Origin of the sequence: Microcoleus sp. T2B6, from assembly GCF_036700475.1 — a bacterium.
Classification (GTDB): Bacteria; Cyanobacteriota; Cyanobacteriia; order Cyanobacteriales; family Microcoleaceae; genus Microcoleus.
Map to the genome: position 1 here is coordinate 82,652 of NZ_JAUBOZ010000012.1, position 22,507 is coordinate 105,158.

General features: G+C 46.4%; 15 protein-coding genes and 3 tRNA genes. 9 read left to right on the forward strand and 9 right to left on the reverse strand.

The features are described 5' to 3' along the window. Nucleotides 1–456: 456 nt before the first annotated feature. The 3 genes from QUA00_RS08090 to QUA00_RS08100 form a co-directional block, all read right to left on the reverse strand. Nucleotides 457–912 carry an HD domain-containing protein gene (locus QUA00_RS08090; RefSeq protein ID WP_333141099.1) on the reverse strand — a complete coding sequence of 152 codons (456 nt, stop codon included), beginning with the start codon at nucleotides 910–912 and terminating at the stop codon, nucleotides 457–459. 62 nt (nucleotides 913–974) lie between these two features. Next, nucleotides 975–1,403: an NUDIX domain-containing protein gene (locus tag QUA00_RS08095; RefSeq protein WP_333141101.1), complete on the reverse strand. Its 429-nt coding sequence runs from the start codon at nucleotides 1,401–1,403 to the stop codon at nucleotides 975–977. Nucleotides 1,404–1,439: 36 nt separating this feature from the next. Beyond that, on the reverse strand, nucleotides 1,440–2,495 hold the full coding sequence (locus tag QUA00_RS08100) for an adenylate/guanylate cyclase domain-containing protein (RefSeq protein ID WP_333141103.1): 1,056 nt from the start codon (nucleotides 2,493–2,495) through the stop codon (nucleotides 1,440–1,442). A 695-nt stretch (nucleotides 2,496–3,190) separates the two neighbouring features. On the opposite strand from QUA00_RS08100, the gene QUA00_RS08105 reads away from it, so the two are divergent. Further along, entirely contained in the window at nucleotides 3,191–4,324 is a 1,134-nt protein-coding gene (locus QUA00_RS08105) for a class I SAM-dependent methyltransferase (RefSeq protein WP_333409286.1), read from the forward strand. 321 nt (nucleotides 4,325–4,645) lie between these two features. After that, nucleotides 4,646–6,349 (forward strand): lipoxygenase family protein, encoded by a 1,704-nt coding sequence (locus QUA00_RS08110; RefSeq protein ID WP_333141107.1) that lies wholly within the window; start codon nucleotides 4,646–4,648, stop codon nucleotides 6,347–6,349. A gap of 125 nt (nucleotides 6,350–6,474) precedes the next feature. On the opposite strand, the gene QUA00_RS08115 is transcribed toward QUA00_RS08110, so the two are convergent. From QUA00_RS08115 to QUA00_RS08130, 4 genes are all read right to left on the reverse strand, one after another. After that, nucleotides 6,475–7,614: a fatty acid desaturase gene (locus tag QUA00_RS08115; RefSeq protein ID WP_333141109.1), complete on the reverse strand. Its 1,140-nt coding sequence runs from the start codon at nucleotides 7,612–7,614 to the stop codon at nucleotides 6,475–6,477. Between the two features lie 324 nt (nucleotides 7,615–7,938). Then, a complete protein-coding gene (locus QUA00_RS08120; protein WP_333409287.1) occupies nucleotides 7,939–9,204 on the reverse strand; it encodes a glutamate-5-semialdehyde dehydrogenase in 1,266 nt (421 codons plus the stop codon). A 4-nt stretch (nucleotides 9,205–9,208) separates the two neighbouring features. Next, nucleotides 9,209–9,613: a hypothetical protein gene (locus QUA00_RS08125; RefSeq protein WP_333056560.1), complete on the reverse strand. Its 405-nt coding sequence runs from the start codon at nucleotides 9,611–9,613 to the stop codon at nucleotides 9,209–9,211. 249 nt (nucleotides 9,614–9,862) lie between these two features. Further along, nucleotides 9,863–9,934: transfer RNA gene (locus tag QUA00_RS08130), tRNA-Gly, on the reverse strand. A gap of 219 nt (nucleotides 9,935–10,153) precedes the next feature. Between QUA00_RS08130 and QUA00_RS08135 the strand changes: the two genes are divergently transcribed. The 4 genes from QUA00_RS08135 (at nucleotide 10,154) to QUA00_RS08150 (ending at nucleotide 13,785) form a co-directional block, all read left to right on the forward strand. Further along, entirely contained in the window at nucleotides 10,154–10,294 is a 141-nt protein-coding gene (locus QUA00_RS08135) for a hypothetical protein (RefSeq protein ID WP_172188980.1), read from the forward strand. A gap of 601 nt (nucleotides 10,295–10,895) precedes the next feature. Further along, nucleotides 10,896–12,716 carry an ABC transporter ATP-binding protein gene (locus tag QUA00_RS08140; protein WP_333409288.1) on the forward strand — a complete coding sequence of 607 codons (1,821 nt, stop codon included), beginning with the start codon at nucleotides 10,896–10,898 and terminating at the stop codon, nucleotides 12,714–12,716. 842 nt (nucleotides 12,717–13,558) lie between these two features. Then, a tRNA-Tyr gene (locus QUA00_RS08145) sits at nucleotides 13,559–13,640 on the forward strand. A gap of 73 nt (nucleotides 13,641–13,713) precedes the next feature. Further along, nucleotides 13,714–13,785 (forward strand) — tRNA-Thr (locus tag QUA00_RS08150). 162 nt (nucleotides 13,786–13,947) lie between these two features. Here the strand turns inward: QUA00_RS08150 and QUA00_RS08155 are convergent. Next, on the reverse strand, nucleotides 13,948–14,148 hold the full coding sequence (locus tag QUA00_RS08155) for a hypothetical protein (RefSeq protein WP_333409289.1): 201 nt from the start codon (nucleotides 14,146–14,148) through the stop codon (nucleotides 13,948–13,950). Between the two features lie 148 nt (nucleotides 14,149–14,296). Further along, the gene (locus QUA00_RS08160; RefSeq protein WP_333409290.1) at nucleotides 14,297–16,954 is read right to left on the reverse strand and encodes a PhoD-like phosphatase; all 2,658 of its coding nucleotides are present in this window, start codon (nucleotides 16,952–16,954) and stop codon (nucleotides 14,297–14,299) included. Between the two features lie 47 nt (nucleotides 16,955–17,001). Between QUA00_RS08160 and QUA00_RS08165 the strand changes: the two genes are divergently transcribed. The 3 genes from QUA00_RS08165 (at nucleotide 17,002) to QUA00_RS08175 (ending at nucleotide 22,451) form a co-directional block, all read left to right on the forward strand. Further along, complete coding sequence (locus QUA00_RS08165; RefSeq protein WP_333141120.1) at nucleotides 17,002–19,164, forward strand: CBS domain-containing protein; 2,163 nt, start codon at nucleotides 17,002–17,004, stop codon at nucleotides 19,162–19,164. Nucleotides 19,165–20,077: 913 nt separating this feature from the next. Further along, nucleotides 20,078–20,944 carry a ferredoxin:protochlorophyllide reductase (ATP-dependent) iron-sulfur ATP-binding protein gene (gene bchL, locus QUA00_RS08170; protein WP_006634709.1) on the forward strand — a complete coding sequence of 289 codons (867 nt, stop codon included), beginning with the start codon at nucleotides 20,078–20,080 and terminating at the stop codon, nucleotides 20,942–20,944. A 34-nt stretch (nucleotides 20,945–20,978) separates the two neighbouring features. Next, entirely contained in the window at nucleotides 20,979–22,451 is a 1,473-nt protein-coding gene (locus QUA00_RS08175; RefSeq protein WP_333141122.1) for a DUF5331 domain-containing protein, read from the forward strand. The last annotated feature ends 56 nt before the right edge of the window (nucleotides 22,452–22,507 follow it).

A 22,507-nucleotide genomic window follows, 5' to 3' on the forward strand; every position in this document is an offset into this window, starting at 1 on the left:
AAAAATCACTCAAATTATTGTGGGATGGGCACGCGAGCCCGTCCCGAATATGCAATTTAAACGCGCAACAGCTTAGCCTGTGCCACGCGGATATCTGCGGTTAAATTTATGTCTCTTAAGCTGTTCTCCATTTAAATTGTGTGTCAAAAATCACTCAAATTATTGTGGGATGGGCACGCGAGCCCGTCCCGAATATGCAATTTAAACGCGCAACAGCTTAGCGTATTTGAACTGAAATTAATTAGGCTGAATTTACCTATTTTCAGTTTATTTACAGCATATTCCATGTAGATGTGGTACACACAATCTTCTAGCCCGTGTAAGGTGCGTCGCCACCCGTCAATCTGTAAGTTTTATCGACCAATATTTCGCAGCGACGCACCCTACAGATTAACACCACACACTATATTTATAGTGTACTTCATGAACCACCGAAGAGGCTGTAATAAAAAATAATTACTTTAAAGCTGCACGCAACTGATGGAGGACTTTTTTGTATTTGGCAAGGCGTTGAAAATCTGCCTCTGTGGGATTGGCGATGCGACGAATATCAAGATTATGAGTAACATCAGCGATTTTGACTGCCAATGCGATCGGGTTGGCAATAACACGTTCTAAATAAGCTGGATAAGCTTCTCCTTCTATTTTGGTAATCGCCTCGATCGCCGAGACGATAACTTCAGGAAAACCTTCGCTTCTAAGTTGCTCAAGTGTAAGTTCAGAATCTTCGACCGCATCGTGTAAAACCGCAACGATTTTCTGCTCTATAGAAGTTACATTTTCCATCACAAATAGCGGATGATCGAGATAGGGATTGCCTGCCTTATCAACCTGCCCATCATGAGCTTTGGCTGCGATCGCGATCGCTCGTTGTAGTAATGATTCGTACTCTGAGTTCGTATTTGACAACATAGTAAAGAAGTTCTCTATTAAAGTTTCAGTCCCCTCGCGGGGAAAACGTAGTGTGGGAGTTTTTATTTTAAATATTCCTGCAACAATTTCCAAGCCATGTGAGTACCTTCCCCGGCGTTGACTTTTTCAAAATCTACATCTTTTCTCAAAACTACCAAACCCACACCTTCTTGGATTTCTATTTTATCACAATCGCTAACTCTCGCCAAAAAAAGGTGGTTTTTTTGTAAAACTTTTCTATCATTTTGAGTCTTTTGGTGAGTAAAAGTTGTGATAAAGTCCATTTGGTAAAAATTGGTTGTGAGGCAAGTTTCTTCCTCCATTTCTCGCACTGCTGCCTCCTGTGGACTTTCTCCTATGTCCACGCCACCACCAAAAGTAGAAAGCATTCCTTGACTGGCAATACCTGGGATATTATCTCGCAGTTGAGCCCCAATCTGACCGTTGGGGAGCATGAGAAAAATGCGAACTATTGACTGAGGAATATTCATGTTATCGATGGAATAACAAAACTCAAAAAAGTTGAGCTATAGTTTTCTAATTTGAATCCAAATTTTCCTAATCCAATTGTACACCGCAGCATACAAAGCCAGTAACTTATTGACAAAACTTTGCCAAATAGAACCTTCCCTTACCTCAGAAACTTCTTCGGTTTCCACGGGCAGCGGCGGCATCCCGACTACTTCATACAGCGGATATTCGCCACTTTTCCCCGGAATTGGCACGGATACGCACCGATCGACGATCGCCAATTCCTTAACTTCCTGATAAGTCTCCTCGGAAATCAGTAAACTTGTTCCTACTTGCTTGTTAGCAGCCTCGATCCGGCTGGCCAAATTCACCGCATCTCCTATCGCCGTAACTGTCTGACTCTTCGACGCCCCCAAATTCCCCACAACCACCCAGCCGCAGTGAATGCCAATCCCAATCCGCAATCGGTGACGGTATAAAGTCTCAAAATAGGGATTGAGTTTCTCTAGTTCCTCCAGCATCTCCACCCCAGCCCTCACTGCTTGTTCCGCCGCCTTGTCGGGATTTTCCAACCCAAACAGTGCCATAAAACCATCTCCCATGTAATTATTAATCATCCCGCCATTGCGGTTGATCGCATAACCCATTTTTTGGAAATAGCGATTTAAAACATAAATTACATCGTAGGGCAACAGCGATTCTGCAAACGCAGTAAACCCGCGAATATCGGCAAACAAAATTGCAATTTTCTTCTCTTGCCCGACAGGAGTAGAAATCAACTTTCCCGCCATTTCGTCGTTAAATGATTCCAAGTCTTCAGAATCGATCGCCAATCGGCGCAAAATCACCTTGCCGCCCGCAACCTGTGTCTGACAAGCCAGTCTAATTTCCGGTTCTAAACGCAATTTTTGGGCAAGTTCCTCTTCCGGCGAAGTGCGCGGAGAGCAAAATTCCAAACCTTCGACAATCAATACCCGGCAAGTCGAACACCGGGCGCTACCGCCGCAGATGTGGGTGTGGGGAATGCCGGCACGCAGGGAAGCTTCGAGAATTATATCGTCGTCGTCTATCTCGATCGTGCGATCGTCCGGCAGATAGTGAATCTGTGGCATATGTGGCGCGTCTAGCTAATTAGCGAGGAATCTCGCGGACATCTGTTATTGCAGCTAACCTGTATGCAAACCCGGTTTCTGGGCATTTTTTCTGTATCCCTGATTCCTTAACTATAAGTCGCGATCGGCATTTGCTTCTCGTTTCGTCAGCTCAAGCGCCCAACTGACCACGAATTTCTTCATGTGGTACCCGCCACGTGATTTATCCGTGGAATCAATCCCAAATCGAAAATAGAAAATCACTTATTGCCCCCGCATTTATCCGTGGGGTCGCCTCTAAAATCTAAAATCTAAAATCTAAAATCGATTGACACCAGTTTAAAAAAAGAATGCAACTCTAGGCAAGAGTCCAACTCTTAGCTCATCATTCATTTTCAATTCTAATATCTAAAATGGTATAACTGAACACTAAAATTTTAATCTCAGCGTAAAAATACCCCAATTCAAGCTCTGGAGTTAATCTAAAATCTAAAATCTAAAATCTAAAATAGACTGACATAATTCTTAATAAAATTTATATCGCCCAAACCCTATAAATCCGTTATCAAATCCCCTTCAACCGCCATATATTTTTAGGATTTTTCGGAGTTTTGCTGTGCAAACCTTACTTGGCAATAGTTTCAGCTTTTTTGCTCTCTAACAACTAGCCAATTTTCGTGAGATAGAATAGCAGCATCTTTAAAACGAGTATAACCATGACTTCATCAACAGCCCTACAAAACATCGAAAAACACATTCCCATCGTAGGAGATGTGCATACCAAAAGTCCGATCGCCTACGGAGCAACCCGCCTCGCAGTCAGTGCAGTTAACGCGGTGCAAATGGCAGTAGCAGAGTCTTATATCAACGGCTTAGAAGTCGCAGATTCAGTATTGCGATCGCTTTTTGATACCTGTATGCCGGTTTTTTTTAAGCATTTCCCGTCCCTGCTTGCACCCTACGAATGGGTACTAACAGAAACAGACCATACAGCCGAAGGGCCGCGGGATTTAATGAAGATTCAGTACGACTTGCCTCAAGCCATGCTGAATCCGATGTTAGGCGACGGGAAACTCATTTATCCTAAATACAGCATGGGATTGTGGGAAAAAGGAGCCGCCAACCTTGAACAATCGCAAATGCAGATGATTGATGATGTGATTGAAAAGCTAGAAATTCAGGATGGCGACAATATTTTAGACTTTGGCTGCGGTTGGGGTTGTGTTCCCAATTACCTTCTTTCCAAATTCCCCAATGTCCAGTTTACTGACATTAACCTCAGCCACCACCAATGCGAGTATATGCGTCAGAAGATGCAATACCCCGAAAGCTACCTTAGTTCAGGTCGATTTACCCTATATGAAGGCGATTTGAACGACGCCAACTTCGAGACAAAATTTGACAAAATTCTCTCCATCGGAGTTTTTGAGCATGTAGGCAATTTAACGAAAGCTTTCCAAAAGCTGGCATCTTCCCTGAAGGATAACGGCAAAGTTTTCATTCACATCATCACAGTTCGCACTCCCAACAATATCTCCAGCGTTTTCACCCACAAATACATTTTCCCCCACGGCCGTTACTGGAAATACGATACAGTTGCCAGCCACAAGAAAGACCTCAAAACCATAAAAAACTGGTATCTCAACGGATACAATTACTCCACAACCTTTGCTAACTGGCTGAAAAACTTTGACGATTATCAGGCCATAGTCAAAGATTTCGACTACGGCATCGACTATGCCAAATTTCGCCGCATCTGGCGGTTTTACTTAATTTGGTTTGTGGCTAATTTCGCGAGTTGTGACGGCGAATATAACGGCAACGGTCAATATTTAATGGTTCGTGCCTAACCGCTAATCAGCAGACCCAGCTCAAAAAACCGAACACCCCAAACCCCGACATCTCAAAGAAGTCGGGGTTCTTGAGCGCGAGCTACTTATCCTGAGAATGAAACTTTTCTACGTTGATTTAGGGCGATCGAGAAGTTTTGCCTTCTTTTGAGGAATTTTTCTGAGTTTAAAAAAGTCCGGAATACGATTATTGCTCGCTGAATAAGAGCTATATCAAGCGTGAGCCTGCACAATACTTTTTAAATTCCATCCTCGATCGGTAGTGATGATCTCCGAGCTTTTACTACAAAAAGAGAGTTGATTTATACAATGGTAGACAATATGAAACCTTCTCTTCCTCAAGACGACCAGAACCAAGAACAGCGCAAAGATTCCTTGAAGCGTCAGCAACAAGCTTATCAGTTTGACAATGACGCTTTATCGCCTTTGGCATTATTGAAAGATGTGCCGCCAGTCGAGAACTTTTCGAGCAAGTATATTGGAGAGCGGATACTAGCAACATCGGAACTTCCCGGAAATATGCTGGCAGCCGATTCGAGAAGTTTTCTCGATCCTCTCGACGACCTCCAAGACTATGAAGATTTCTTTACTCTGCTGCCGCTACCTGCTGTTGCCAAAATCTACCAAACCGATCGCTCTTTTGCAGAACAGCGCCTGTCTGGAGCAAATCCGATGGTGCTTCGTTTGTTAGATGCCGGCGATCCTCGGGCGCAAACACTGGCACAAATTTCCAGCTTTCACCCATTATTCGATCTGGGCCAAGAGTTGCAACAAAAAAACATTTACATTGCCGATTATACGGGTAGCGACCAACACTATCGCGCGCCTTCAAAAATTGGAGGCGGCAGCTATGAAAAAGGCAGAAAATTCTTGCCAAAACCGCGAGCTTTTTTCGCTTGGCGGTGGACGGGAATCCGCGATCGCGGTGAACTGGTGCCGATCGCCATTCAACTAGATCCGACCCCAAATAGCCATCTTTACACCCCGTTCGATCCTCCTGTGGATTGGCTGTTTGCGAAACTCTGCGTGCAAGTAGCAGATGCCAATCACCACGAAATGAGTTCGCATTTAGGTCGAACTCATCTGGTGATGGAACCAATCGCGATCGTCACCGCCCGACAGTTGGCTAAAAATCACCCCCTTAGCCTGCTGCTGAAACCGCACTTTCGGTTTATGCTGGTCAACAACGAGCTGGCGCGTTCTTATTTGATCGCTCCGGGCGGGCCAGTCGATGACTTGCTAAGCGGTAGCTTGCCAGAGACAATGGAAATAGCTAGAGAGGCTTGCAGTAACTGGAGTCTGGATCAATTTGCCTTCCCAACCGAACTGAAAAATCGGGGCATGGACGATCCAAATCAACTGCCTCACTATCCTTACCGAGATGATGGATTACTGCTGTGGAATGCGATCGAAACCTTTGTCTCCGGCTATCTCAAACACTTTTACCCGACAAATGATGCACTCGTCCAAGACGTGGAACTGCAAACTTGGGCCCAAGAATTAGCCTCGAATGAGGGCGGTAAAGTCAAAGGAATGCCCAGCAAAATCGACACAGTTGAACAATTAATTAAAATTGTCACAACCATAATTTTTACCTGCGGCCCGCAGCATTCAGCAGTCAATTTTCCACAGTATGAATACATGAGTTTTGCCGCCAATATGCCCTTGGCAGCATACCGGGACATTCCCAAAATTAATGCTTCTGGGACTCTCGAAGTGATTACGGAAAAGGACATTTTACGGTTGCTTCCTCCGTACAAGCGAGCGGCTGAACAACTGAAAATTATGTTTATTTTGTCAGCTTATCGATATGACCGTTTAGGTTTTTACGATAAATCTTTCCGAGAACTCTACCGCATGAGTTTCGACGAAGTTTTTGCGGGAACCCCGATCGAACTTTTGGCCAGACAGTTCCAGCAAAATTTGAATATGGCAGAACAAAAAATTGATGCTAACAATCAAAAACGAGTAATTCCTTACATTGCTCTTAAGCCTTCGTTGGTACTCAATAGCATCAGTATGTAGGAGTGTATTTTTGGGGTTGGCGAGACACCCAACCCCTACTCCCCAAAAGAAAATTCATTGTTTGTGGAACAGGCCGGAAAGCCTGTTCTTAAGCATGGTTCAAGATGTGGCTGCCATGCGAATTCTCAGCTTTTGTAGTCTTCAGCGATCGAGTAATTTACAGACATTGTTCCAGAGGAATCAGTGAAGGTAACTTCATCTTGATAATGCCGGGGTGTTTCCACCAGCAACCGCCAAGCGTCGCCAGCATTGATTAAATTCATGCGAGCGGGATAGTGAATTTGCAATAACTCTTGCACCATCGGATAATAGTTTGAGTTGATGCTGGGGAAAATATGATGCTCTGTGTGGTAAGAGAAATTCAAGTGCAGCAGGTCAAATATTTTAGGAACCCGCACAGAAGCACTGTTGATCAGCGGGTCATTAATGGCGGTCATCCGGCAACCCATATGATTGGTATAGATGTAAAACATTGCCCCTGCATGACCAATTGCGATCGGCAAAAAGTACGCAAGAGCGATTTTGAGCGGATGAAAATTTAGGTAGAATAAAATGCTCGCATGAATGCCTAAAATTCCCAGACATTCAAATGCGATTGTCAATCTATCTTTAGGACTAACTGTAAAGGCAGCCGGTACGTAATCAACAGATTTATCGTTAAATAAGAGCACCGAGGTGAGATTGCGGAAATTATGCACTAACCACGAACCGGCCATCCCTACAATTAACCACACCGGATTGACTTCCACCGAGGGTACAAACAGATTTTGAATCCATTTTCCCCAAGTATCTGGTTGCTGGTACAGATAGTTGCGATCGGGATCTGCCACAGAATTCGTGTTATTGTGATGTACGAGGTTGTGCAGGGATTTCCACTGTGTAGGTGGCATAAACAGCATACTTAGTCCCAAAAAGGCGATCGGATAAGTCAGGCGAGACTTTTTCTGAACGCTGCCGTGCATCAAATCGTGGGAGCTAAATAGCAAAACTATGATACTATTACCCATCATGACGGCTAAAGGTAAGTAAAGCCATAAAAGGTAGACAGGCCAGCGATCGAGATTATCAGCAATTCCCCATCCTAACAATAATATCCCGATATTTATCAGAAGTATCCCTAACTTGCTGGAATTCGCTTCAAAGGCCTCTGATGGCAGCAGCGGACGCAATTTTTTAACATATACCGAGTGGTGAATTAGCGTTTCTTTGCCTAAAGTCGGCGTTGCCGTCTTGTCTAGAGTATTGACTGATTTTTCGGATTTCATGTGATCGCTAAGAGGATTTTGAGGTGACTTAATAAGTTTCTAAATTTAATTAGATTCCGTACCCGATTTTAGATTGAACCCACACATAAATCCGGCGGCTTATTGTTGTCAGGAGGCGGAGATTTTATCTGTCTCCACTGCAGCTATCCGGGAGCTTGCGATCAAATTGCTTTAGATCGAGGCGGCCTGATTGTTCTACCAAGATATTATTGTATCCTATAAAAAGATTTTTGGAACAACTATTAAAGGCTTACGCATCGATAATAGTCTCCCACTTTTCACTTTGGTTTAATCCCAATAACCAATTCTAAATAACCTATAAAATTAAAAAAGTCCGTTTCCCTGAACAATTTCTTTAATTGTCGTCAGCGTATCTAACCCGATCAATCCCCGGCGATAACCTTTTTGGTTGGACATTCCCAAAAATATCGCATCTCCCCGATTTTGATAGCGCCAAAACCGAGGTGAGGCATTAATAAAAGTTGAGGCGCTGTTAACATCCAGAGCAAATTGGCGACTTTCTAAGTAAGATTCAGTGGCAATGCAGTCAGCGTGACCACTGCTGTAGCGGTTGATCCAGCCGATCGCAATCTCTAAACTATCGACAACTTTAAACGCTATGGTTTTGTTTAAATACGGTTGAGTCCACTCGTATTGTTCCGCCAGCTTCAACTCTGGGAAATCTGCAACAAGATCCGCATCGCCGCTAATTTGAAAGCCTTTTTCTTTTAAACTGTTCCACAGCCTGACTAAGGAAGAAGGCTTTTGGTTGCGATCGATCAGCACTTTCTCGATCGCATTAACAGGATCGGGCACGCTTTGATGGCTATCCAAAATCATCCACCTTGCCATCTCCAAACTACCAGTCGGCGACCAATAAAGGTAACAATTTCCCATTGCCGACCTCAAAACTGGTGCTGTACACAGCCTAACCACCTGCTGCACCAAACTTGGTCTACCGTAGGGAATAATTAAATTGAGATATTGGTCTTGAGTGACCAATTCTCGGATCGAAGCGCCCCGATCCGGCGGCAGTATCTGCAAACATCCCGATGGCAAACCTACCTCATCGATCGCCGAAACCAAAGCTTCCCCAATTACAGCATTAGTTTGCCAGCTTTCGCTGCCGCCTTTAAGAATCAAACTGTTAGCGCTTTTGAGAGACAAACCCGCGGCGATCGCCCCCAACTCTGGAAAAGCCTCGTAAATTAGAGCGATCGCCCCCAGTGGTAGCGACTGACAGTAAACCTGACACCGATCGACCTGATAAGAAGCATTGATCACCCTACCGATCGGATCTGGCATTTCCCCCAACCGTTGCAGAATTTGCACAGTTGTCTTGATCCGTTCCGGCGTCAGCTTCAGCCACTCCACAATCAACTCGGGAATCGCCATGTCCCGACTCGCTTCTAGATCCAGAGTATTTGCTTCTAAAATATCATTTTGCCGCCGTTTCAGCGAGCCCGCCATCGCCTGCAAAGCTGCGGCGCGATCGGCACTCTTTGTCGTCGCCAACTCCAAAGAAGCTTGATAAGCGCGACGCGCGACATTTGCGGCATCTGATGAATGGGTAAAATCCTCTATTATCATCTAGCTAACGCCTGTAAGCGAGCCATACCATCAGCGCCGGCAGCATTGCTAGCAGCACCGCGACCATTGCCCACAGAATAATATTTGGGCCCGGCGAGTGTAGCGCCAAGGGCAACCAAATCACTAGCGGCACCAATATCATACCCAAAGCCAGTGGCAAGTAATGGGCCTTCAAACCCGGATGCGCTCTGTTCCACTGGTGGCCCGTCCACCGCCAAGCCTGCTTGTAAGGATAGTTCGTTGATAGTTGCTCGATCACGTCTCCACTTTCGTCCAATACAAATATTTGTTGACAGCGGTTGCAGCCAAAGGCTTCTGTCAACGTTATGGGAACTAGACGACCCCGCCGTCGGCAAGGACAGGGGTACTCATCGTTTAAGTCAATCTTTGGAGCTTTTTGAGATGGCACTAGCGATCGGATAAAAAAAGCGTTTTTACAAAAATAATCATTAACATATCCACTTAATCAAACTTGTCAATTCCGCCCTAGCGAGGCTTTCAACTGCCTGTTCCGAGATCTCGCCCGATCGGCAATTTTGACTTGCAAGTTCTGCATTCAATCTTACCACTAACTTAGGTATTTTCAACCATCATTAGGAGTATACCGAAAACTTTCTTGATCTACTTTCCGGTTTTCTTGATTTTGTTTATCTTCTAAAGCGGGTGACGCGATTCGAACGCGCGACATTCACCTTGGCAAGGTGACGCTCTACCACTGAGCTACACCCGCATTTCCTGCGGTATTAACAATATTGTCTCAATTCTCTAAATTTGTCAAGTCTTTTTAGTAAGTTTTTTTCACAAACCCAGTAAACCCCCCCCAAACCCACTCCCCACCTGCAATTTCAGCAGCCATATCATTAACCAAATCAGTAATTGCCGTGAAAATTGACCGCCATCGGCCCACGGCAAAGCTACAATCAAGCTGGAATTGTGGGAGAACACTGTCATGTCAGATTTAAATCGCGGAATCATGAAGTTCAAGGGAGCTGACAGTCCTATAGCGATCGCCATTTCGGCGATTGTCATTGCCGGCGGAATCGGCTTCTTGATCTGGTGGGCGCTGCAATCAGCCTACACCTTCAGCTAACAGACTACTCAAAGGTAAAACTTATACAGCATATTCCATGTATATGTGGTACACATAATCTGATGGCCCGTGTAAGGTGCGTCGCCACCCGTCAATCTGTAAGTTATATCCAATATCTCGTAGCGACGCACCCGGAGGATTAACAGCACACAATTAAGGTTTCTACTGTACTTCATAAACCACCGAATATGCTGTAAGGCATTGCTCAGAAGGCAGAATTTAAGAAAAATTCTGTCTTTTGCATTTTTTTGCCCTTAGTCTTGAATTGATTGCCCAGGAATGCGGATCGATTGCTGATGATCGAATGATTGCCATAAATCACCCGATCGGGCGAGTCGCTAGCATGATCCAAGATGACCAAGAATTTCAAAGGTGGTACCCGCCACGTGATTTATCCGTGGAATCAATCCAAAATCTAAAATCTAAAATCCTCAAGCCCCCGCCTTTATCTCGCGCAAGTCAATCTAAAATCTAAAATCTAAAATCTAAAATCGATTGACTCCCCGATCGACTACTTTTGTAGTACACTTGTAAACACGGCGCGCCGAGAGCGCAGTTTTAAATGCAAGTGTTTGCAAGGGTTGTATCTCAACACAAATTTATGGCAAGCTTTCAGGACATTTTCCAATACTACAGTCGCTACTGGAAAATCTCAGTTTACAGCATAGGCGCATCCAGCGTTTTGGCACTAGCCGATTTGCTTGTTCCTTATGCGATCGGTCAAATATTAAACGTATTGTCGGGTAAAGCTACAGATACAGTAACGCAAAAACTCATAATAGCGATCGCCTCTGTTACCCAGCAGTCACCCAACAAAATATTATCGCTATCCGTCTTGCTGGGCATAATTTTTCTGGTAACAGTCGCCAAAGCACCGGTACAGCCTTGGGTGGGAAGTTGGTTCCACTGGGTGATACCATTGAGGGCAAGGCGCGATCGAATGAGAAGTGCGATCGGCAAAATCCTCACCTTACCCCTAGAATTCTACGACGAAAACAACGCCGGACGGATTGCCAGCCGCATCGCCAAAGGCATCGCCAACCATACTTGGACTTACCCAGAAATTGCCGGCGACTTCATCCCCGAAGTCGTCCGCTTAATCGGCATTTTTGCCGTTATCTGCTTAATTGAGTGGCGGATTGGCTTATTAATTGTGGTTTCATTCCTATTTATCCTCAGTTTCACCCTCAAAGGCCTGCAACAGGTGACTGCGCGGGAAGAAATTCTCGATGAATACATCGAAGATACCGAAAGCCGCAACTCGGAAATTATCACCAACATCAAAACAGTCAAAGCTTTTGCGACAGAAAGCGATGAACTCAAAAGGCAAACCACCAGACTCGATCGCGAATTAAAAGTCGTGATCCACCGCATTCACAAAGGATACGTCACCCTGGGGACATACCAGCAGACGATCGTCCAGTTGTGTTTGTTTTCAGTTCTCGGTTTTAGCCTAGCAGAAACGGTTGCAGGCAAAATTTCCCTCGGATATTTTGTTACCCTTTACACGTTGGCAAGCATGGCATATTCCCAACTGCGTCCGATTAGCATTATCGCCGAATTATTGGCGCGGCGTTATTCTTCAATGATCCGGTTCCACGAGTTTATGCAAACGCCAGACGGTGTTGATGTGGTTAATTTAGCAGAAAATGCTCGATCGGCACAGCCACCTTATAAATTTACCGGCAAAGTTGAGATCAGCGGTTTGACATTCGGGTACGACAGTCAAAAACCCGTTTTGCAAGATGTGAATTTATTGATTTATCCCCGTCACACTGTAGCATTAGTCGGGCGATCGGGTTCCGGGAAATCGACTTTAGTTAAACTTCTGTTTCGCTACTTTGAACCAAACTCCGGCCGCATTCTGATCGACGGCGAAGACATTTGCAGCTTAGACGTGACTCGCTACCGCCAGCGTTTAGCCATTGTCCACCAAGAAGTAGACGTTTTTAACGGTACTTTGCTGGAAAATTTGACATACGGAAACAGAAATGCAACTTTCGAGCAAGTTGAGGATGCTTGTCGCATTGCCAAAGTAGACGATTTTGTGCGGCTGTTGCCCCAAGGTTATTATACCGTGGTCGGGGAGCGAGGAATGCGCTTGTCCGGCGGTCAGCGGCAGCGATTGGGGATTGCCAGGGCGCTGTTGGTGGAGCCGGATGTGTTAATTTTTGATGAGGCTACTTCTAGTTTGGACTATGAGTCGGAGCGATCGATCCAGATAGCCATGCGAAATATTCTCGGTACGCGCACCACCATAATTATTGCCCACAGACTGAGTACAATTCGCGAAGCCGATGCGATCGTCGTACTCGACGGCGGTAGAATCGTCGAAGTTGGCAGTCACGACGAACTCTTGAGTCAACAAGGCATTTACCGCCGGCTGCACTCCCTGCAAGAAACCGGGGAATTAGTGAGTTAGGGATTTCCGATACTTTTTTGCTAACATTTGCTAACAAATACATAAGTTGAGATCAGATCTCAACCAAGGCGTATCAACCGATGCCCGTAGAAATTTCTACAAGCACTTATATTCTTGCCTTCAGCTTGGTTATCGCTTACAGCCCCACGCCAATCTGATTATTTGCTTTGATAATGTAGAGGCAACTTATTTATATAGCGGTTGCGTACTACCAAGGTTTTTCACCTACATCTGAGTGGCTAAATTCATTCTATATGACATGAAGACCAGAAGGCAAATGTAACTGATTGTTAGCAAATGTGAGAAAAAGTCTTAATGTTAATCAACCTCTTAGTCTAGACTTAGGGTGCTCCGGGCGGCAGTGCTGTTTCATTCTCAGGAAAATCAGGCTTTTGTAGGGGTAGTGCTACCCCTACTCCCCGTGCCTACCCCCCCACAGACGAGTTCACAGGCGTTTGGGACATGGGGGCAGCCACTCTTTGCTGCCCCTACAAGAGAATGAAACAGCCCTGCTGCGGGCGGGCACCCAGCCTAGACTTAGGAATGCACACCTTAAACCAATACGCTTGGGTTAAAACTGTTTATTCCGGGCGAGATCCCCCTCGCATACCCCCTACTCCCCCTGGTTGTTGGGGGACGCAAGAGTAAGTTCTTGTCCCCCCCTTAAGAAGGGGGGCTAGGGGGGATCGGGCTCGGGCCCAAGCGTATTGCACCTTAAACAGTGTTCAATTTTCCCGTCTGCCGCTAACTCACTTATGTGTTCTCAACTTAATGATTAGAGTTTTAAATGTAATGTTGCAAATAAAGATTCTGGTGCTAGGATATATAACTGTGATGGAAATGGGTCGATGCCCGAGCGGTTAATGGGGGCGGACTGTAAATCCGCTGGCTACGCCTACGCTAGTTCAAATCTAGCTCGGCCCACCTCAATTTAATAAAAAGTTAAAATTTAAGAATTAAAAATTAATTTTTTAATTGGAGGTTCTTAATTTTTTATGCCCGTGTAACTCAGTGGTAGAGTACCTCCTTGGTAAGGAGGAAGTCACGAGTTCAAATCTCGTCACGGGCTTGCTATTCTCTCCTAGATCCATCAAGGGTTTAACGCTCATTGCACAGCAAGAAGGTTAGTTTTCCGCTCAACTTTCGTGCTGATGGTTTTCTAATATGTCCCAAACAACTTCCATATTTGCCAAGTCCGCCCTCGACTTTTTGCGTCTGGCTTTTAACTGATTTAGCAAGTCGGCTGGCTATGGAAATTCTGCGACTCCCCACAAGAAAACTTATTCTTTGTGGAACAGGCATCTTGCCTGTTCTTGAGAATGGTGAAACATCTCAGTTCCAACTGAGATATTGCACCATTCTCCATTACTTTTTTATGAACAGGCTTTTCGGCCTGTTCCACAATAAAATTCATCTGTTGTGGAACAGGCATCTTGCCTGTTCTTGAGAATGGTGGAACATCTCAGTTCCAATCGACTTTAGCTATGAGACTGGGGTTTCCCCCCGGCGGACACTGCCACAAACTGATCACAATATTGTACCCATATCGAAATCCCCGACTTGTTCAAGAAATCGTGAATCTAATCATCCTCATCCAATCCCAGTGGCACAAAATATTGACTGTAAACCACACTATTCGGCTCCCAAAGCGGTCGCCAATAAACATTTTGGATCACCGCTTTCTCCCCATCACCATCAGCAGGCCACTGAAAACTGACGATCGCAATATTGCTATATCCCACAATCTCATCACCCTCTTGCAGCCAGCGATTGCGCCACAACAGCGATATAAAATTCCATAACCTACGCAGGAATGACAATTGTTTATTTTTATGCGATCTATCTGACGCAGTTCCCTTTTCTAGCAGCAAAAATACCCGCGCCCTTTGCCGTTTAACCCAGTCAATCCGATAGCCCCAATCAGGCAGAGATTGTCTATTTCTGAGACCAGCCGCCACAGCCTTCTTTCTGCTCATCCTCGAAATCTTCATTAATTCCAGCGGCTCATTCCATCCCAAACATTCGTGCGATCGCTCAGGAAACAGCGACTTAATCTTAGTATGAACTAAATGCGTTTTCCACTCCTCATTAATAAAAGCACTAGCAGTCAACTGCGCCAGCACAGAATATTGACAATTTGACCGATAATTCTCCCTCGTCAAAGGCTCAATATTCGGCCGAGAATCGCCAAAATGACAATCAGACCAATAACTCAGCCGCACAGCAGCAGCATAGTGAATATCCCCGCTCAACACAATCACCCGATCGCGCTGCTTAAAAAACTCCGACAACAGCTTTACAAAAGCTAACTCATGAAAATTCCAAGCATCCCCCGCATCACTATTAAAAACCTTCCCCTGTGCCACATCCCACTTTTGCACCGCATCAATAATCCACAAACCCACCAAATTTGTCGGCACAACCACCAGAGTCGCCTCAATTTCAAACTCCCCAGTTTTATTCAGCAAATCAGTCTCCCTCAAAGGCCGCTGAATTTGCTCCTCAAAACCTTTGTGAGTCAAAAGCATCGGTGGATCGATCGGGCTTTCCACCGGATACCCCCGCCAATTCCGCGTATCCAGCACAATCACCTCGTGCTTAAAACTTCTCACAGTAAAATGCCAATTCAAAACCTCACTTACACCCTCGCCATCTCGATCCAAAATAAAAACATCTTCATCTAATTTCAACTTAGGCAAATGAGTTTTTGGGTCGAGTCCTGGAATTCCCAAATAGGAAGCCGCCTCCTCCCAAGCAGAAACATCAGTTCCCGCCGAATCTGACCATTTTTCAGCAGCCTTTAATAATTTATCTCCCGGTTTTTCGCGATCGAACTGTGCGGGCGTATTTCCCCAAGCCTGAAACACAGCGTAAGCCAGCAAAGCATTCTGCACCACCCGCCGGCCCAGCGGCTTTCCCAGCACCCGGTAACACCACTCTCGATTCAAATAAAAATCGTCGCTAACATCATGGTCATCGCAAATCATATAAGTAGGAATATTCGCTAGCGCCCTCCTCACTCTCCACAAATTGCGAGCAAAACCGTCAAGTTCAACAACTTCTCTATCCCAGACTTTGGCCTGCTTAGAATTTGGACAAATATCCTTACCCTTCGGAAAACTCGTACACCAGAGTACCGGCGACCAAACTAACAAATACATCGCGCAATATTCCCCCAAACTGAACAAGTGACTTTTAGACTTGTCCGATTGATTCACCAACATCGCCGTAAAGCCGCCAAAATCTCTGGCAATATCGCTGCGAGTCCCCGGCTGTAACTCAATTGGTTTTTTGGACTGATACTCAGCATCAGACGGTTTCTGAATTGGCGACTCTATAAAAATTTCCCTCTCTTGGCCAACTGCATTTTCGTTTTCCGAATTTTTAGGTATACTGATACACAAATTCTTTTTTATTTGGGCATCATCCATCAGGGGTAGACTTTCTTCCCAGCCCAACAGTGTATCGCCAGCGTCAGTCAAAGCCCACAGCATGGCATCGGCAACGTCGTCGCCGTAAATTTGGTCGCCCGTTAAAAACAGTTGGTGGGGCCTGCTATTTGCCGTTCCTGCAAACTGTTCGATCGAATTATCCAAGATTGGCAGTGCATCTCTGCCGTCTCCGTGCGGCTTGCGACAAGAACCGTGAACGATACGCAAATAGTTTAAATCGTTCGGCGGCAGGGCAAAAGTGGGCAACTGGTGAGCGAAATAACTAATCGTCTCCGGCCCCAAAGCCGATAAATCAGGGGCGGCAGGCCACAGGCAAGAAATGAGATTTTCTTTCTCATTTTCTGGGACTGCACCCCCGACGTTCGACTCGCGACTCGCAGCAAACTCGATGTCATAAGCATAAATTTGCCCAGATGTCAAGACATTGCTGTTAATTGGTTTAGCAGTCACCGCGACTACGTGCAGGTATTTGCCGAGCTGCACGGTAGAGTTCGCACCTTGCAGCAAGGGCCGATCAACAATTTCGCCGGTTCCGCCCTCTGTCGAATAAACCTTGAGTTCGACTTGGCGGGGTGCTTTCAGAGCCAGCCAAACTGTCACGGCCCGACTTTCAGTCCGGCGCAAAATCGGGCCCGCAAGGATCAGCGGCAAGTGATGAATTCGATGACTTAATGGCGTCCACGACATAGGATTTAAAAAATAAAAATTAAATAAGGGTGTTCTAGCAATCAGAATTTTAGGCGATCGAGCATCTGTCACCGGCTTAATTAATGCTAAGTCTGCCAACCCAAGTCTCCAAAATTGTAACAATTCATTAACTAAAATTAATAATCATGCTACAAGAAGAACAATTACAACATTTCCGAGATTCAGCCCCGCAGTTGTCGGTAATTAAATCATCAGAACCTGCTGGACGCCCCAACAGCCGGCCGCTCTACTCGTCACCTTTAGATCGGGCGATCGACCGCCACCCCCTCACCGTGGCTCCAGAAACCCCGATCGCCCAAGTGTTGGCTCTCATGAACCCGATGCGTGTCTCCTGTCACCTTTGTGGCGAAAAACCAAACGCTGTTGCTAGCGCAGCCAAGCGCAGTTGCGTCTTAATCGTCGAAGATAATCGGCCCATCGGCATTTTTACAGAACGGGATATCGTCAAGCTAACTACCGTCGCAGCTTGTACAGTCGGACTGACAATTGCGGATGTAATGACTCGATCGCCCATTACCCTCAAACAATCCGAGTCTCAAGATATTTTCACCGCTATGTTCACGTTGCGCCAGCACTCCATCCGGCATTTGCCCGTAGTGGACGAGGACTCGCGACTTCTGGGCATCATCACCCGCGAAGCCATTCACGAAGCCCTGCAACCGATTAACTTGCTAACCAATTTGCGCTGTGCAGCAGATGTCATGACGCAGCAAGTGATTTCTGCCCCAAAAACTGCCTCAGCCCTCGATTTAGCCCAGCTCATGGTTAAGCATCGAGTTAGTTCCGTCGTCATTGTCAAAGAGCAAACTCAGCATCCCGATCGGGCGATCGCACCAACACAAAATTACCAAATTCCGATCGGCATTGTCACCGAGCGCGACATCGTGCAGTTTCACGCCCTCGAATTAAACCTCTCGGAAATCCCAGCAGCAAGGGCCATGAGTGCGCCTTTATTTTGCATATCTCCCGCCGATTCCCTCTGGAGTGTGCACCAGTCCATGCAGCGCCACTGCGTCCGCCGTTTGGTAGTAGTTGGCAGCCAGGGAGAACTTTTGGGTGTTGTTTCTCAGACAAGTTTGCCGCAAGTTTTTAACCAATCTGAAATGTATGGGACGATCGAGCTGTTGCAACAAGCAGTGGACGATCGAGCCACCCAATTGCAGAAAGCCAACGAACTTTTGCAGCAAGAAATTTTAGAGCGGCAGCGGGCCCAAGAAGCCCTGCGCCAAGCTCACGACGACTTAAAAAAACAAGTTGAAGAACGCACCGCTCAACTTTTAGAATCCAATGAATTGTTGAGACGGGATATTCTCAAGCGCCAGCGAGTCGAAGAAGTGCTGCGGCGAAAGCAAACTTGCTTGAAAAATCAAGCGCAGCAATTAGAGCAAACTGTGCGAAAGTTGCAGCAAACTCAAACTCAATTAGTGCAAACAGAAAAAATGTCTTCTTTGGGACAAATGATTGCCGGTATCGCTCACGAAATTAACAATCCTGTTAATTTTATCTACGGCAACCTTTCCCACGCCAGCCACTACATCAAAGAATTGATCCAACTTTTGGAACTTTACCAGCAGCACTATCCCGAACCAGTCTCGGAAATTCGGGAAGCAGCAGCAGAGATGGAAATCGATTTTTTGGTAGAAGACTTATCTAAGCTAGTGTCTTCTATGCAAGTAGGAACCGAGCGCATCCGCCAAATAGTTGTGTCGATGCGTAATTTTTCGCGATCGGATCAATCTAACATCAAATTCGTTGACATTCACGAGGGACTCGAAACCACTTTGTTGATTTTGCAGCACCGGCTCAAAGCTCACGGCGGACATCCAACTATTCACATTATTAAAGAATATGGCAATTTGCCCCACATCGAGTGCTGTGCCGGTCAGATCAATCAGGTGTTCATGAATATTATCGGCAATGCTATTGACGCTTTGGATGAAGAAATCCAGCAAGGGGAATGGGCGACGAGAAATGCGAAAAATTCACCCCCGTCAAATCCTAGTTCTCCATTGACTGTTCCCACTATTACAATTCGTACTGAAGTTGTTGGTGGCGATTTTGTCGCGATCCGCATTTCCGACAACGGGCGGGGCATACCGGATGAGATTCGCCACCAATTATTTGACCCGTTTTTTACTACCAAACCAGTCGGCAAGGGCACTGGGTTGGGACTGTCGATTTCTTACCATTTAGTTGTCGAACAGCACGGGGGGCGGCTCGACTGCGTTTCGGAACCTGGAGGGGGCACTGAATTTGCGATCGAGATTCCGATCGTCAGTTGTCATTAGTCAGCAGTCATGCGATTTTCGATTTTCGATTTTAGATTTTAGATTGAAGAATTGGAAATCACTGAGGAAGCTCGTGGTTTGGAGCGCGGGCCTACAGTTGCATTCTTTTTTTTAACTCGTATCAGTAGTCATTGGGAAAAAATAATATTCTCCCAATCTCCAACTCTCCAACTCTCCCGCTCCCCCAATCTCCCCCTCACCCGCCAATTCCTAAAAATTCACAATTTTTTACACAACACTCAAAACCCCAGCAAAATCACCCGCCACAGCCGAAAGCTAACATCACTTTGCCCTCCCCTGACCCAAATGGGCCCAACTCACTATCTCCTTTGCCTCATCCACTAGCGCCTTTGTGCCCGTTCAAGTTAGCCGCACAAGCCATCAACTGCCTGCATCCTAGCCCCAAAGCCAAAAGCCCAGATTGTTTGACAAGTTAATTTTTGTTTTATTTTTGTACCTCTTTATATTAAAAAAGTATCCTAAAATTAATTAAGAATCTAAAAAAAATCTAAAAATAGATTTTTAAATCCAAAAACCAGTTAAGATTCCCAAAGATGCAAAATAAACAAATTTACTAGCATTTTCATTTAGACGCCCCCTTTCTTTTCATCGCAAGTTAGCTAATAATGCTTTCAACGAGGTGACTAAGGGCCGAGTCCAAAATTGGCCTAACCCAAAGACGGATACAAGCCCCAAACAAAAGTCGTCGAGATCGAAAATTTTAGTTAGGGAGAAGCCCCAGATTCATCTGTGGAGTCGATTCTTTAATCTCAAATCTGAAATCTCCAATCGACTGACAGTAAAGGCATTGCAATTGGGCTATTGCAATTGGGCTATTGCAATTGGGCGATCGAAAAAAAGCATGAAACCCCAGCCCTCATCGTTTTGATAGAAACCTATAGGAGAACCAAGAGTGAAACTAGCAGTTTACGGAAAAGGTGGAATTGGTAAATCGACAACAAGCTGCAACATCTCCGTTGCCCTAGCCAAGCGCGGCAAAAAAGTTTTGCAAATCGGTTGCGATCCAAAGCACGACAGCACATTTACCCTCACTGGCTTCTTGATCCCCACAATTATTGACACCCTTCAGCAAAAGGACTATCACTACGAAGACGTTTGGCCAGAAGATGTCATATACAAAGGCTACGGCGGCGTTGACTGCGTAGAAGCAGGCGGCCCTCCCGCAGGAGCTGGCTGCGGCGGCTATGTAGTCGGCGAAACCGTCAAACTGCTCAAAGAACTCAATGCCTTCGACGAATACGACATCATCCTGTTCGACGTGCTCGGTGACGTAGTGTGCGGCGGTTTTGCAGCCCCCTTGAACTACGCCGATTACTGCATGATTGTTACCGACAACGGGTTCGACGCTTTATTTGCGGCCAACCGCATCGCCGCCTCAGTCCGCGAAAAAGCCCGCACTCACCCGTTGCGACTCGCCGGTTTAATTGGCAACCGCACCTCAAAGCGCGACTTGATCGACAAGTACATTGACTCTGTACCCATGCCGGTGCTGGAAGTGCTGCCCCTGATTGAAGACATCCGAGTTTCTCGCGTCAAAGGCAAAACATTGTTTGAGATGGCCGAAAGCGATCCTTCCCTCAACTACGTCTGCGATTACTACCTCAACATCGCTGACCAGATTTTGGCAATGCCCGAAGGAGTAGTGCCCAACGACACGCCCGATCGCGAATTATTCGCCTTACTTTCAGATTTTTATCTAAATCCAGTGCAACCGGTGGTCAAGAAGGAGGAAGATGAGCTAGACCTGATGATGGTTTAATAGGTCTAGCGATCAGGATGAGGATAAAGAGGTTATGGCTTTTTTTGATACTTTTTCAGTTGCTCTCAAACAGAAGTGGTTGGACTACTACCAGGTAAATCGGGCTTGGCTGCTCCTGCACATGACGGCTGACAACACGGTCGCCACACCCGACGGCGGGAAAAGGCCTGTTTCTTACCTCATCCTGGGAATTGCGGCTGCCCTGGAGCCGGAACTCCAGCAATTAATGCTGCCCTTCTCAAAACTCAAGCCGGATGCAGACAGCCTGATCGAAGTGTTGGGGCTAAATTTTGACCCTGACATCGCGCTGGGTATGCCCTCAAATATCGTGCCGCAGACGATCGGCACATCTCCAACACCCGCAGCCGCTCAAACTGCAACTACTGCACCCGCAGCCGCTCAAACTGCAACTGCTGCACCCGCAGCCGCTCAAAAGGCAACTGCTGCACCCGCAGTCCCTCAAACTGCAACTGCTGCACCCGCAGCCGCTCAAACTGCAACTGCTGCACCCGCTGATGCCAAATCTAATAAATTGGGCGGTGCGGCCTTAGCAGCAGCCGGAGTAGTCGCCGGAGTCGCCGGAGCGGCCGGTCTGGCTGCTGCTGCGTCAGCACTGAGTTCCGACGACGAATCCTTCGATGAGTTTGAGGAAGAAGCAGTCTCTGATTTCGACCTGGGCGATGACGAGGAAGATGCCGTATCTGACTTCGACCTGGGCGATGACGAGGAAGAAGCGGTCTCCGACTTCGATATGGACGACGATGAGGAAGAAGCGGTCTCCGACTTCGACATGGACGATGACGAGGAAGAAGCGGTCTCCGACTTCGACATGGACGATGACGAGGAAGAAGCCTCGGCTTTGGACGGTCTCGGTCTCGAAGACGATGAGGAAGACGCCGTATCTGACTTCGATATGGGCGACGATGAGGAAGACGCCGTATCTGACTTTGATATGGGCGACGATGAGGAAGACGCCGTATCGGATTTTGATATGGACGATGACGAGGAAGATGAAGCCTTGGCTTTGGGCGGTCTCGGCCTCGGCGATGATGACGAGGAAGATGAAGCCTTGGCTTTGGGCGGTCTCGGCCTCGGCGATGATGACGAGGAAGATGAAGCCTCGGCTTTGGGCGGTCTCGACCTCGGCGATGACGAGGAAGATGAAGCCTCACAATTTGGGACTTTGACCTCTGGAGATCTTGAATCGGGGATTTCCGATCCGTTTGGGGAAGAAGATGCAGAGTTTGTCGCCGAAGAAATACCCGATCCTTTTGGGACAGCGACCTCAGATGACCTAGACATGGATCTGGGCGACTTGGACGATGACGGTATTGACGATTTCTCTGTATCTGATGACGATGACCTCGACGATCTCGGACTCGACGATCTGGGGGAAGCAACTACCGGAGATCCAGATGAAGATGATTTAGATGCTCTAGATCTCGGCGATTTGGATTCCGACGATGAAGATGAAGAAATTTCCGGCTTTTTATCTGATTTTAAGTGAGGTTGTTGCGATCGCCCGCATCTCTTCTAGTCTGGAAGTTTTCCGCTCTATTTGTG

What these genes read in the sequence shown, in the direction of transcription:
- QUA00_RS08120 (WP_333409287.1), bottom strand. Translation starts at nt 9,204, where the DNA reads ATGATAATAGAGGATTTTACCCATTCATCAGATGCCGCAAATGTCGCG.
- QUA00_RS08095 (WP_333141101.1), bottom strand. Translation starts at nt 1,403, where the DNA reads ATGAATATTCCTCAGTCAATAGTTCGCATTTTTCTCATGCTCCCCAAC.
- QUA00_RS08135 (WP_172188980.1), top strand. Translation starts at nt 10,154, where the DNA reads ATGTCAGATTTAAATCGCGGAATCATGAAGTTCAAGGGAGCTGACAGT.
- QUA00_RS08140 (WP_333409288.1), top strand. Translation starts at nt 10,896, where the DNA reads ATGGCAAGCTTTCAGGACATTTTCCAATACTACAGTCGCTACTGGAAA.
- QUA00_RS08110 (WP_333141107.1), top strand. Translation starts at nt 4,646, where the DNA reads ATGAAACCTTCTCTTCCTCAAGACGACCAGAACCAAGAACAGCGCAAA.
- QUA00_RS08165 (WP_333141120.1), top strand. Translation starts at nt 17,002, where the DNA reads ATGCTACAAGAAGAACAATTACAACATTTCCGAGATTCAGCCCCGCAG.
- QUA00_RS08115 (WP_333141109.1), bottom strand. Translation starts at nt 7,614, where the DNA reads ATGAAATCCGAAAAATCAGTCAATACTCTAGACAAGACGGCAACGCCG.
- QUA00_RS08175 (WP_333141122.1), top strand. Translation starts at nt 20,979, where the DNA reads ATGGCTTTTTTTGATACTTTTTCAGTTGCTCTCAAACAGAAGTGGTTG.
- QUA00_RS08090 (WP_333141099.1), bottom strand. Translation starts at nt 912, where the DNA reads ATGTTGTCAAATACGAACTCAGAGTACGAATCATTACTACAACGAGCG.
- QUA00_RS08155 (WP_333409289.1), bottom strand. Translation starts at nt 14,148, where the DNA reads ATGCCTGTTCCACAACAGATGAATTTTATTGTGGAACAGGCCGAAAAG.
- QUA00_RS08105 (WP_333409286.1), top strand. Translation starts at nt 3,191, where the DNA reads ATGACTTCATCAACAGCCCTACAAAACATCGAAAAACACATTCCCATC.
- QUA00_RS08100 (WP_333141103.1), bottom strand. Translation starts at nt 2,495, where the DNA reads ATGCCACAGATTCACTATCTGCCGGACGATCGCACGATCGAGATAGAC.